A 12,380-nucleotide genomic window follows, 5' to 3' on the forward strand; every position below is an offset into this window, starting at 1 on the left:
GAATAGAATGCCAACTCAGTCTTTGATTAACCTCACTAAGTTGCAATATGAATAGGATCTAAATGCAAGTGTAAACTTCAGACGCTGTAAACTGAACGAATGGTTGCTGCTGGCCGATCGAAAGCGACCTGTGAGATTAGGGAGTTGTGAAGCCTGCCCGGTAGGAGGTCGTGAAGCTTGACGATCGGTGAGCCGAGGCCGGCCTTGCGCAGGCCCAGGGGCCGGCGCGGTATCTGCAGGATCGCGCCCCGCAGGCCCACGGCCGCGCGCTCCGGGTGACCGACTCGTCAGCCGCTTCGGTACTGTCCTGGGCCGGTCCACCGGCTTGCGCCAGGACGAAGCCTCATGCACAAGAGTATCCGCCGTAAGGAAGAGGCGACGTGGCACAATCCTTCGCAGGGACGGCCGTCGCGGTGACCATTCTGCTCCAGATCAGGTTTGCGTGATGAAGGTCGAGCCGCGGTCGGCGAACGTCGTGATCAACGTGCTGGCGGCTTGCGCGGCGCTGCTCTCGGTCGTCGGCACCGGCTACATTATCAACCACGCCTTCCAGGCCCGACGCGCCGAGGACGATACGGCCGCCCTGACGATGAATGCCATCGCGGGCGATCTCGACAGTCGGCGCACCCTCGCGGCCTGTTACGTCGACGGCTGCCCGCCGCTGCCGCGCTCCGAGATCATCGCTTGCGCCTGGCGCAAGATCATCGCCGAGGGGGCGGATAGCGTCGCGGACGACCAGGCGCGGCTGCGTTCGGTCTGCGATCCACTGACGACGAGCGAGCTGGAGATCTCCGAGAACGCGAAGGCCTCACTCCAGCGCCGCATCCAGGCCAGGCGCGCGGCTGCGCGCGCGGAGCCGTGATGATCCCGCGCGACCGCGCGCGCGGCGTCGAGAGGCCCCGCTGTATGCTCGCGCACGGCACCAGGCCCCGATGCTCGTCTTGACGGTCGCTGCCCACAAGGGGGGCGCCGGCAAGAGCACCCTGAGCATCCTGCTCGCGTCGCTGTTCGCGCAGGCACGACTGCGCGTCGTCTTGATCGATACCGACGAGGGCCAGAACACGGCCTTTGCCTGGGCTTCGCGGCGCGCGATGATCCAGCCGGCCGTGGTGACGATCGATTCGGCCGTTCGTCTGACCGATCTGATCGATGCGGCGCAGGGCCACGGCATCGATTTCTGCCTCATCGATACGCCCGCCGGGTACAGCGCCATGGGGCATGCCGCCATCGAGGCGGCCGACCTCATCGTCATCCCGACGAAGTGCGACGCAGCCGATCGCTGGGCGGTCCGCACCACCGTCGAGGCGGCGCGGGAGGCAGGCAAGCCGTTCCTGATCGTGCCGACCGACGCGCCGCCGCGGCGCCTCGGACGCGAATGTCCCGAACTGCGCCTCCTGCGCGCCGACCTTGTAGATCTCGCGCCCCACCTGTGGGACGGCCAGCTGACCGAGCGGCGCGGCATCGGCCAGAGCATCGCCGAAGGGCGGGCTCCGAGCGAGATCGACTGGCAGGGCTCGACCAGCGAGGAGTGCCGGAACCTGTGGCGCCGCATCATGGAAGCGCTGCCGTCCGGTCGCGCGACGGCGGGTGCGCCGTGACCGCTCCATATCGCCGGCCCGGAAAGCGCAGCCCGACGACGCGAGGGGCGGTTCAGCGCGATCGAGGCCGCATGGTCGACAGCCCGGTAGGATCTCCACCCTTAGCGGCATTCTTGGCCGCACACTTTGCCGGCGCTGATCCGGACGACCTCACCGAGGAAGCCTGCTCGTGACCTCCCATCCTCCTGCGTATCGTCCCCTCCCTGTCCTGTGCGCCCTGGTGGCCGGGGACGTGCCGTGGCGCGAAGCCGGCGTGCCAGCTGCAGTCGTGCGGGTCGAAGTCATCGGCCTCGTGCAGGACCGGCTCGTCTATCGGGCCGGTGATGGGCAAGAACTCACCACGTCGCTCCCACCCTCCGCATGCCTCGGGCTGTTCGCGACTGAGGCGAGCGTCGCACTCATGCAGCAGGTCCGGGACTGGCTCGCACGCCAGGGCGCGACCGACCTGCCGGAGGTGACGCAGGTCGAGAGCGAGCCGGCGATGCTGATGCGCGTTCTCCTGGCGCGCCTCGCGTCCGAGGCGGGGGGCCTGGCCGAGGTCGCAAGCAGCCACGCCCGTCAGGTCACGGTCCTGCGGGCCGAGGTCGAGACCCAGGCATCGATCCGCGCGGATCTCGACCGCTTCATCGGGGATGTCGGGCTCGCGAGCCTCGTCTGCGTCTTTGCCACGGGAGACCCGGATTTCGAGACCCAAATCGAGCTGACCCCGGGCGCAGCCCTGCGCCAGTTGCTGCCGGTGGCGAGCACGGGCGTGGCGGGAATCGCGATCGCCTGCGCGGCGAGCGCGCGGCGTCTCGCTCCGCTCCGTGTACGGCTGGTCGCCATCGAGGATGCGGCCATACTCGCGCAATGGCGGGTGGCGAGCCCGCAGGAGGATGGCTGGATCCGCTTGGGCCTGCCGCGCGCGCTCGCAGGCCTGACGCGCACGCTCGTGCTCGTGCTCGATTCGGCCTCGACGGATATCGCCTGCGCCAATCTCGCGCTCGGCGGCCATCAGGCGCTCGTCCCGGCGCAGCTCAGCGACGAGGCGACCGGCGAGAGCGTCGCCCCCCACTCCCTGGCGCTCAAGGTGTTCGCCGCGGTGCCGGGCACCACGCCGCCGCATCCCGCCGGAACCGTCATGCCGGACCCAGCCGATGCCGTGCCGGCGCCCTTCGCGCTGCGAACCGTCGGGCACGAGATCCTGGCCGGGGTCGTCGCCGAGCCGGCCCCGCCGGACGGGGAGGCTCCTGATACCATCTTCATGAGCAAGCACGGCGCAGTCCTCTGCAGGGCCGGCCGGCAGGGGCGCATCCCGGGGGCCTGCCCGGCCGGCGCACGCGGCATCCTGCTGCGGGCCCGGATACAGGCCGCTGCGCCGCTCACCCACGCGGCATGGTTCGGGGTCGAGGAGCCTGAACTCGCCGACGAGGCCGAGCCAGATCCGGCGCTCTGGCGGCAGGTGACGCTCGATGGCGAGACCCTCCGGGAAATCTCGATCCTGTTCGCCGAGCCGCTCGTGGAGCCGCGCGACCTGTTGATCGCTTCGGAGCCGGCCGCCCCGGTGAGCGATGATGCGGTGTGGATCGTGATCACTCAGATGCAGGCCTACCTGTGAGGACGCTTCGTCCCGTTCGCAGGGATGTCCCGACGGCCGGCCCCCGCGTCGCCATCGTCATTCCGGTCTTTCGCCAGCCGCAATTCCTGGTCGAAGCTGTCGCCTCGGCACTCGCCCAGGACAGCGAGATCGCCTGTCGCATCGTCATCGTCAACGACGGTTGCCCGCTGCCGGACACGCACGCGCTCGGGCTCGCCTATGCCCTGTCCGATCCGCGCATCATCTACGTGCGCACCGGCAATCGCGGCCTGAGTGCCGCTCGCAACGCCGGCATCACCGCCGCCCTCTCGCAATGGCCCGACGTCGCGGCACTCGCCATGCTCGACGCCGACAATCGCCTGGCGGCCGGCGCGCTGGCGCGGGGATACGCGGTGCTCGCGCGAGACGAGACGGTGAGCTGGGTCTTTCCCCAGATCAACAAGTTCGGGATCACCCTGTCGGGGCACGCCGCAGTGCCGGTCTCGCCGCTCCATGCCGCGCTCCAGGGCAGTTTCATGGATGCGAGCTCCCTGATCCATCGCCGGGTGTTCGACGCCGGCCTGCGATACGACGAGACGTTGCGCGACGGCTTCGAGGATTGGGCATTCTGGCTCGCGGCCTGGTCGCGCGGCTTTCGCGGCCGATGCGAGCCCGGCATGGGACTGGATTATCGCTACCGGCCCGAGAGCATGGTGCGCAACGCGGCCCGGCAGCGCCCCATGCTCCTTGAGGCGCTGCGGCGGCGCCACCCCGACCTGTTCGCCGCGCGAGCGCTCCTCGCCGCCGAGCAGCAGCATCACCCCCGCTACGGGCGGGTGGGCGAGGCGATCACGCGATTCACGGATGCGGCACGACCGGCCGAACCGCTCGCCGGACCGGATCTTGCCGCCCTGCTGTGGCGCAGCCTTGCCGAGCCCGAACATCCGTCGCTGCCGCCCTATCTCGTGTGGGGCGAGCCAGCCGTCGTCGTTGCGCTCGGGCGGGACAAGCTCCTGCAGACCACCCTGCGCCACCTCGAGGCCGCCGCCGATGCGGCGAACGGAGCAGCCATCTTGCGGCTTGAGCCTGGCGATCGCATCGCGATCCGGTCCGGCGACGATGTTGGCGAGGCCCACCTCGTCCTCATCGCTACCGCCGCGGTCGCCGCCGCCGTCGCTGGCGACAGGCTGCCTGCGGCTGCCCCCCCCACTCCGCCGAGCGATCCTGCGGCTGGTGCGGCCGTCGTTGCGCTCGCCCGGCCCGACGGCGCACCGGCGCCGGGTCGGGCTCTCGACGCGATGCATGCCGCGCTGGCAGCCTGCCGCCAGGAGGTCGCCGACTGGGAGTCGCCGCAGCGCTGGCACTGGCACTTGCAGACGCTGCCCGACGCGCACGGGATTGTCGCGGCCTTGCGCCAGGAGATCGGTGGCACGCCGCTTTCGAACCTGGCACGCCGACCGGACCGGCTCAGCGTAGCTGTCGTGACCGCGGGCGATCCCGGACGCGCAGTCGCGATCGCCGCGCGCTTCCTGCGTGCGACCGGAAATGCGCCTGCCGACATCCACCTCGTCGTCGGCGGCGCGCATCCCTCTGTGGCCGTGGTGCCGTCCGGAGCGGCCAATCTCGAGCTTCTGGACTGGCCTGGGAACGGGGTAAAGGCCTTCCGCTATTTCGGCCACGGGTTCGACCTGCCGGCTCCGGGCGATCCCGAGTGGCGGGCTGTCCGCGGTGCGCTGGCCGGCTTCGACATCCTCATCGTGGCGTCGGAGAGCCTGTTGCCGTTCCTGGCCGAGTGGCGGGCTCAGGGGACCCGGATCGCCGTCTACCACGATCGGGGTGGCTGGCCCGTGCAGGCGGATCGCCTGATCCCGGCCTTCGAGCACGCGATCGATCACGTGCTGGTCGAGACGGCGGAGGAGGGGGGGAGGCTCGTGGCGCTGGGCATTCCTGGCACGAAGTTCATCGTCTTGCCGGCATGACCGAGATATGCGGTCGGAACCGGCGCCCCTGCACCTTCGGCACCGCTTACCGTGGCTGGCGCCGGCACACGAGAGAGACTGCATGACCGACCCCGCCGACTTTCGCCTGCGCGTCCTGCATGAGGGCTGGAACACCTTTGGGATCGCCACGCTCAAGACCCCGAACGGAGGCACCGTCGATCGGGCGTTCGAGCACCATGGCGCAGCGGCAGCCGTCATGCCCTACGATCCGGAGCGTCGCTGCGCCTTGCTGGTGCGGCAGGACCGGGTCGGCGTGCTGTACTGGGGTGAGACCGAGCAGATTGCCGAGGTGCCCGCGGGCGGCCTCGACGAGAAGTCGCCCGAGGCGACCGCTGTGGAGGAGGCTCTCGAGGAGGCCGGTGTGCGGCTGACCTCCCTCGAGCTGATCGTCGAGGCCTATGCGATGCCGAGCGTCTCCTCGGAGCGGATCTGGCTCTACCTCGCGCCCTACTCGGAGGGCGACAGGGTCTCGGAGGGAGGCGGGATCGTCGCCGACGGCGAGCGACTGACCGTTGAGGAGGTCGGCCTTGACGAGCTGGCGCGCCTGGCGGCCGTCGGCCAGCTCCGCGACATGAAGACCCTGCTCCTGCTCCAGGCCTTGCAACTGCGCCGTCCCGAACTCTTCGGAGTCTAGGCCGCGCTCACCAAGACGCGTCGAGCGACGCCCGGTCGCCGGCGCCGCAGCCATATCGAGGCTGCAACGCCGCGATCGGCGGTCTATTGCGTCAAACGGTGACGCGCAGGCGCGCCAGATCCGCGTCGACCATCTCCCGGATCATGGTCTCGAGCGGGATCTCGGCGCTCCAGCCGAGCACGCGTTTGGCCTTCTCGGGATTGCCCAGAAGAACCTCGACCTCTGCCGGCCGGAACAGGGCCGGATCGATGGTGATGTAGTCGTCGGCGACGAGGCCGACATGCTCGAACGCGATCGCGCACATGTCGCGAACCGTCGTCGTCCGACCCGTCGCGATGACATAGTCGTCCGGCTTCTCCTGCTGCATCATGAGCCACATCGCGCGGACGTAGTCCTTGGCGTGACCCCAATCGCGCCTCACGTCGATGTTGCCGAGGCGCAGCTCCTTGGCCAGCCCGAGCTTGATCCGGGCAACCCCATCCGTGACTTTCCGGGTCACGAACTCGGTTCCCCGCAGCGGGCTCTCGTGGTTGAACAGGATGCCGCTCGATGCGTGCAGGCCGAAGCTCTCGCGGTAATTGACCGTCATCCAGTGGGCGTAGAGCTTGGCGACACCGTAGGGAGAGCGAGGATAGAACGGCGTCGTCTCGCTCTGCACTGGCTCCTGAATCAAGCCGAACATCTCCGAGGTCGAGGCCTGGTAAAAGCGCGCCTGGGGCTGACGGGTCCGGATGCTCTCGAGCATCGCGGCGGCCCCGAGTCCCGTGACCTGGCCGGTCAGCAGCGGCTGCTGCCAGGAGGCCGCCACGAAGGACTGGGCTGCGAGATTGTAGACCTCATCGGGCTTGGTGTCCTCAACGATGCGAAGCAAGCTCGACAGATCCGTCAGGTTGCCGTCGAAGATCTCGACGTCGGACGCGATGCCGAGCCACTTCAGCCGATGGTCGAAGATGCCGGCGTGGCTCGAGCGTCGCACGACGCCGAAAACATCATAGCCCTTCTCAAGCAACAACTGTGCCAGATAAGCGCCATCTTGACCTGTTATGCCGGTGATGAGAGCCCGCTTCTTCGTCATAAGATCCACTTTCCTGCCGAACGCAGGCCGGTGTGCCGATCGCAGCACGCCTCCCGCGTTCCGAGACTAATTTCACCGTGCACCGCCGTGCGGTCGGGGCAGCCGCCGCCTGTCCGCCAGGCCGCCCATCCGTCCCTGGGAGCGCAACCGCCTCGCACTTTTATCGGACCGATGGGCGTTGATGATCATCAGACGGTGCGAGCGATGGCGCGTTGGCCCGCTGCGCACGGATCTCTTCCACGCGACGGCCGTAGCGACGGGCGATCGCCCCGACGCTAAACTGTGCGGCGACGACACGGGCCGCCTCCTGTCCCTTCGCTCGAGCAGCGGCCTTGTCCGCCGCCACCTGCCGCATGGCGGCGGCCGCTTGCATGACGTCCGGATCCGCCCACCGGCTGCCGCGCTCGACGAAGATGTATTCCTCGGTGCGCACGCCGACGAGATCGTAGTCGACGAGATAGGCCGTCTCGGGCGTGCAGAAGTCCATGTTTCCGCCATAGCCCGTCGCGATGACCGGACAGCCGAGTTGCATCGCCTCGATCATGCCGAAGCCCCAGCCCTCCGAGCGGTGCAGCGAGACGTAGCAGTCGCAGGCCTTCTTGAGGCTGAGGAGATCGCTGTACCGCAGCGTCTCGTTCAACAGGATGATTCGCGGATCCTGTTTGATCAGCTGATCGATCCGCTTCCAGAGCGCGACCTGATGCGGATCGGGGACACGGGTCCTGTTCTGCGTCTTGATGATCAGACTCGCGTTCTGGCGCCGGTCCGGGAACGCAGCCAGGAAGGCCTCGATCGTGGCGATCGGGTTCTTGCGCTCGATGAACGAGAACGAGTCGAAGGTGGTTAGGAACACCGTCCCGCCTTCCGGGATGCCGTATTGCGACAGCGAGGCCGGCGCCGCATCGGGGAGGGCTTCCACCGCCATTCCCACGTTGATCACCGGCTTTGACGTATTCTGAGCATAAATCTCGCGATTATACTCGGACGAGACCCAGATCTCGTCAACCAGCTCGATGCCGAGCTGCTGGCACTTCGGCAGCTTGTCGAGCTCCCAGAAGAAATAGCCGATGTTATAGCTGTCTGAGAGAATCTCGCGCTGCTCGAAGGCGAAGGCGAGTGGGATCGATTCGGCGTTGAGGTGTATGAGGTTGATCTCGCGCGGCCGGTCGAACGGAAGCATCTTGAGCTCGGTGGCAAAACCAATCGGCGCCGGGTTGTCGAGACCGAAGGGCAGGGCCGTCGGCTTCACCGTCTCGGACGCGCTGAGGATCTCATAGGAGAGGCGCGTGGCCTGGCCCAGTCCCGATGTCTGATGCAGCGGGCCGATGAGGGCAATGCCGGCCTCGCGGGGGCCGGACAGATCGCGCCGCTGGATCAGGTACTCACCGCATCCGCGCGCGGGTGTGCCGCGTGCTGGGCCACGCCAAGACTCGACATCGGCGCGGCTGAGAAGACGTTCGCCACTCTCGCGAAGCGCCTTGCCATCAGAAATTCCCGACCCGGGCGGCAGAGCGAGCTGAGCCAGGACGCGATCGAACATCGACGCACCGCCCTGTTCGAGCCGCGTGACCCGACGGATCATGTCTCCCGGAAGAAGTCGCCGGATATAGGGTTGCGTGTAGCTCTTGAGAAGAAGATAGTAGAAATACGCAGCGCGATCAGAGGTGCGGCCTCCTACCAGTCCGAGTAGGTCTTTGTCGCTTTCGAAGCTCCGTGCCATGAAGTAATTAAAGGAATATTCCTGTCCTTGCCACTTCTCCTCGATATGAAGAATTGCCGTTTGCTCATCCGTGACGAGAAATCGATCAAGCTTCGAAATAGGAGCTTTTTGCGTGCACCACCAGAACAGCGCTTCCTTTAGGATGTCCGGCCTGTCGAGATGAATGTGGCTCGGCAATTCACGGGCGACGAAGTTATACAGTGCAACGGTGACTGCGGGAGAGCCGCCGGCGATCGGCATCGGACTGTTGAGAAAACGAATTTGCTCGGCTGAGAGTGGCATCTCATACTTGGCACTGCGATGTGCCACGTAGTCGATAAGATACCACATCAGCACCTTGAGTCGATCCTGCAAGGTGCCCGACATCTCTTGGAGATGGCCTTCGCGCAGCAGGCGAAAGCTCTCGAACTGAACATACTTGGTGATCAGCCCCTCTGGGTCGCTTGCCCGATCGACCACGTCGACGAGTATGTCGGCTGCTGAACCTTGCCGGACCGTCATCAAAATCGCTCGCCTGACTTGTGTCACGAAACTGGATGGCGGTGGGGATTCATATCCCCGGCCGGGTTCCGCTTAGTTCCTTCGACCGCACCCCAATCTCGAAGGCGGCCCGCTCCATCGCACGCTTGAACGCGGACGGCACGCGGCCCGTCAACAGCGCCGCCTCGGGGTTCACGTCGATCGGATGTTCCGTGAGGGGAGCACCGGACGATGCGAAATTCACGGTGATGCGGCCGCGAGGGCTCATCCGGGGCAACTCGATGTGGAAACCGTGGCGGCCATTGCCGTAGCCCAGGCGCTCGACATCTGGCCGGTAGGCATCGGCGAGACCCGTCGTTCGCAAGCCGGTATCCGTGCAGACCTCGATCGCGACGGGAAGATGGGGAAGCTCGCGGTCGAACGCCCAGCCGACGACCGACGTGTCATCGACGTAGTCGACATAGCCGATCCAACGTGGAGAGGCATCGCTGCTCTGAGCTGCGGACCGCAGCATCGGAAGGGGCGCACGCCCGAGGACCTCACCTGTGTCGGCACGACGGACCGAGATGTCCGAGAGATCGCCCTTCCATCCCGCGATGCTGATCTCGAAGCCATGATAGCCGTCGCCGATTCCAGCGTCGAGCAGATCCTTCCGGAAAGCATCCGCTAATGTCCGCGTGCTTTCGCCCGAGCGGGAGAATGCCTCGACCATGATTTTGCGATGAGGATCACCGATGTCGAGTGCCCAGCCGACGACCTTCGTTCCGATGATCCCGTCGACCGACGCACGGGAGGTATGCCGCGAAGAGCGGCCCCTGGCTCTGATACGGCTGATAATGTTCGGCATTGACAAGCCCCTACCGCATTTTTCCGACGACCGCGGCTCGCATACCTCGCTGCGTCCTGCGTAACGCCCCCGCGCATTGGCCTGCCCTGATACAGGTTTCGTGCCGGCGATACAGTGAAATTCGTGGGCAATCGCGACTGCTTGCCGAGGTGTGGGAGGCGAGTCACGCGTCGTAGCCCCTGCTTGAAACCGATACCTCGTTCACGTTCGTTCACTTGCTGCAACATTGCAATGTCAAATGGATCGTCTTATGCATCAGAGGTTGCTGTTTATAAAACTGAGAAGAAGCCGTCTCTGACTCGTGTCTGACGCCACGATTTAATTACAAAAATGATCAAATATCTCCACGTGCGTGCTTTTCGGCTTGCCCGCTCTGGGTGAAAGATGATTTATAGCGCACATTTCATACCTACGGTCGTTGAAAACGACCTTTGGTTCCGTTCTCAAATTTTCGCCAAGCCTTTGGTTTGGTGTCGAAAATTCGAGATGGTTCAACGGCCCGATGCGTCAGCATCTTGGGCCGTTGGTATCAGAATACAATTGACGATTTTGATAATATTTTATATCAATGAGCTTTTGGCATAATCCAATCTAAAGCTGGAATGATATTATGCCATTTTTAAGTTTTCGCGAATGATAGATCTTGGTCCGCTATGTGGTGAGCAAGACGGATATAGATCCTTGGCAGGCGAGTGAGCCAATCGATGTATCATAATCGCCTGATAGATAGTATGCAAATAATTCCATAAAAGTAAAGTGCATTCTCGGACTCGAGGCGGCAATTCGCGTTGCACGCAAAATGCCGCTTTGCGGATCACTGAGAAGCCCGTTCACGATGTCTGGACTGAAGCCGCTCCAACTGGGATGATGGCGCGTACCTCAGAATGCGATTTTCTCGCCGGTGTCGAGCCAGTCGAGATCGGCTGGGACGGCGGTCGGGACGTAGAGCGGCGCTACACCCGTTTGGTGGGGGACTATCACCGCCGGCGCATGCGCCGTATCGAGGGTCACGGGTGTTTCGGCGGCGACCGGAAGGAAGGTGGTCGAGAAGGACGCTGCAACCGCGAGTTCTACGGCCCGGGGATCGCGAGCGTACCACGTCGCGATGTCGGTCGACAGCACCTCGGCCGGCCGTGAGGCCGGCACGAAGGCAAGGCCGGCGCGCGGAGCGCCCGATGAGATCTGAGCAATCTCCCTCTCAAGCAGAAGCGCTGCCGCGGCCGAGAGCGCGGCGGTGCCACGCTGGACACGGTTGAGCTGGCGGGCCACATCCTCCGCCTCGGCGCTGAGCGTGCGCCCGTCCTCCGTGAATGCGTAGGTACCAGCGACGCCGACGAGGCCTGGATCCAACAGGATGCCTGTGTCGCCTTGTTCGCGCGTGAAGGGCCGCACGCGCAGCCAGAACGGCACGTAGCCGCCCCTCCAGGCCCCTTGCGCGTCGACGAACCGATTCGTGTGTGCTTCGGCGTCTCCGAGATAGGCGACGACCTCGCAGCCTTCAGCCGTTCGATGTAGCCCGATCGGATATTCGCGGGCGACGCGGAGCAGTTCGGTCGGGATCAGCGGGACGAAGAGCAGGTCCCGGGCAAATCCATATTGCGACGGAAAGCTCCAGCGCAGGTTCTGCAGGCGATCGGGCCGGAAGGGGACGAACGGCAGATTCATGCGCCGAGCTCCTCGGGCGTCGGCCTTGCGCCAGCATCGGCGTGCGCCGAGCGCGCGCGACGATGCCGGTCGACGAGCCGCTGCATGTTGAACAGGGAGAGGTCGTGCAGCGTCACCAGCTCGGCAAACGGGAAGCCGTGCTCCGCCACCAGAGTCTTCATGGCTTCGCCGCGGCCGAGTGGATGGATGAGCACGCACAGACCTTCTATCTCAATGCCTTCATCTCCGATCTGTAGGCGGAGTGGCCAGTCGATGAGCAGTCCGTGATCGGCGAGCGCTCGAGAATAGGCGGCCGTGCGGGCATAGTCACTGGTGACGACTTCGAGCGCGCGCAGTCGACGAGCTGCCTCCGAGGATGGTGCTCCATTGTCCATGAAGACCGGCGTTCCGGCTGTGGAGAACGATTCGACGCAGTCCTCGATCAACACGACGCCACGCGAATCCTGAAAACGACCGGGCGCGACGGACAGCGGGTAAGCTTCAATTAACAAAGGTAAGGGAACGCCGCGGGCGATTTCCTCATCCAGGCTGGTTTTGTGCGGTGCAGAAAGACTGATCAACGCGGTCAACTCGTAGCCTTGAGCGGCGCGGCGCCAAACCAGAGGGTAATGATGGGAGAGAGCCCGCGTCTCAATAGCAACGATTGGCACGAGAAGCTTTTCGCCGATCTGATTGTACTCAGTCAAGGGATGAAGTCGTGCAGGATCTTTGTGCTGGAGGGCGCGAACTGTGCCGGACATCGCAATTCACCAGGGGGAGGCAGACGCAGGAAACGAGTGATTGTGATCCGCTGTTCTTAGCACAGC

10 protein-coding genes are annotated in these 12,380 nt (G+C 65.1%); 5 read left to right on the forward strand and 5 right to left on the reverse strand.

Going from position 1 to position 12,380, the window contains the following annotated elements:
• Positions 1 to 445: 445 nt before the first annotated feature.
• The 5 genes from HBB12_RS33660 to HBB12_RS33680 all read left to right on the forward strand — a co-directional run bounded on the left by HBB12_RS33660 (position 446) and on the right by HBB12_RS33680 (position 5,787).
• Positions 446 to 862 (forward strand): hypothetical protein, encoded by a 417-nt coding sequence (locus HBB12_RS33660; RefSeq protein WP_236993600.1) that lies wholly within the window; start codon positions 446 to 448, stop codon positions 860 to 862.
• Positions 863 to 941: 79 nt separating this feature from the next.
• The gene (locus HBB12_RS33665) at positions 942 to 1,598 is read left to right on the forward strand and encodes an AAA family ATPase (protein WP_236993601.1); all 657 of its coding nucleotides are present in this window, start codon (positions 942 to 944) and stop codon (positions 1,596 to 1,598) included.
• A 169-nt stretch (positions 1,599 to 1,767) separates the two neighbouring features.
• Positions 1,768 to 3,195: a DUF6212 domain-containing protein gene (locus HBB12_RS33670; RefSeq protein ID WP_236993602.1), complete on the forward strand. Its 1,428-nt coding sequence runs from the start codon at positions 1,768 to 1,770 to the stop codon at positions 3,193 to 3,195.
• Positions 3,192 to 5,132, forward strand: coding sequence for a glycosyltransferase family 2 protein (locus HBB12_RS33675; protein WP_236993603.1), 1,941 nt, complete (start codon positions 3,192 to 3,194; stop codon positions 5,130 to 5,132). Before HBB12_RS33670 ends, HBB12_RS33675 begins: the two co-directional genes overlap by 4 nt.
• An 82-nt stretch (positions 5,133 to 5,214) precedes the next feature.
• On the forward strand, positions 5,215 to 5,787 hold the full coding sequence (locus HBB12_RS33680; protein ID WP_236993604.1) for an NUDIX domain-containing protein: 573 nt from the start codon (positions 5,215 to 5,217) through the stop codon (positions 5,785 to 5,787).
• A gap of 91 nt (positions 5,788 to 5,878) precedes the next feature.
• Here HBB12_RS33680 and HBB12_RS33685 read toward each other — a convergent pair whose 3' ends face one another.
• The 5 genes from HBB12_RS33685 to HBB12_RS33705 form a co-directional block, all read right to left on the reverse strand.
• Positions 5,879 to 6,862 carry a GDP-mannose 4,6-dehydratase gene (locus tag HBB12_RS33685; RefSeq protein ID WP_236993605.1) on the reverse strand — a complete coding sequence of 328 codons (984 nt, stop codon included), beginning with the start codon at positions 6,860 to 6,862 and terminating at the stop codon, positions 5,879 to 5,881.
• A gap of 160 nt (positions 6,863 to 7,022) precedes the next feature.
• Positions 7,023 to 9,083, reverse strand: coding sequence for a glycosyltransferase (locus tag HBB12_RS33690; RefSeq protein WP_236993606.1), 2,061 nt, complete (start codon positions 9,081 to 9,083; stop codon positions 7,023 to 7,025).
• Between the two features lie 49 nt (positions 9,084 to 9,132).
• A complete protein-coding gene (locus HBB12_RS33695; protein ID WP_236993607.1) occupies positions 9,133 to 9,909 on the reverse strand; it encodes a hypothetical protein in 777 nt (258 codons plus the stop codon).
• Positions 9,910 to 10,788: 879 nt separating this feature from the next.
• Positions 10,789 to 11,574 (reverse strand): SapC family protein, encoded by a 786-nt coding sequence (locus HBB12_RS33700; RefSeq protein ID WP_236993608.1) that lies wholly within the window; start codon positions 11,572 to 11,574, stop codon positions 10,789 to 10,791.
• A complete protein-coding gene (locus tag HBB12_RS33705; RefSeq protein WP_236993609.1) occupies positions 11,571 to 12,314 on the reverse strand; it encodes a SapC family protein in 744 nt (247 codons plus the stop codon). Before HBB12_RS33705 ends, HBB12_RS33700 begins: the two co-directional genes overlap by 4 nt.
• Positions 12,315 to 12,380 lie beyond the last annotated feature (66 nt).

This window comes from Methylobacterium sp. SyP6R, from assembly GCF_019216885.1.
Classification (GTDB): Bacteria; Pseudomonadota; Alphaproteobacteria; order Rhizobiales; family Beijerinckiaceae; genus Methylobacterium.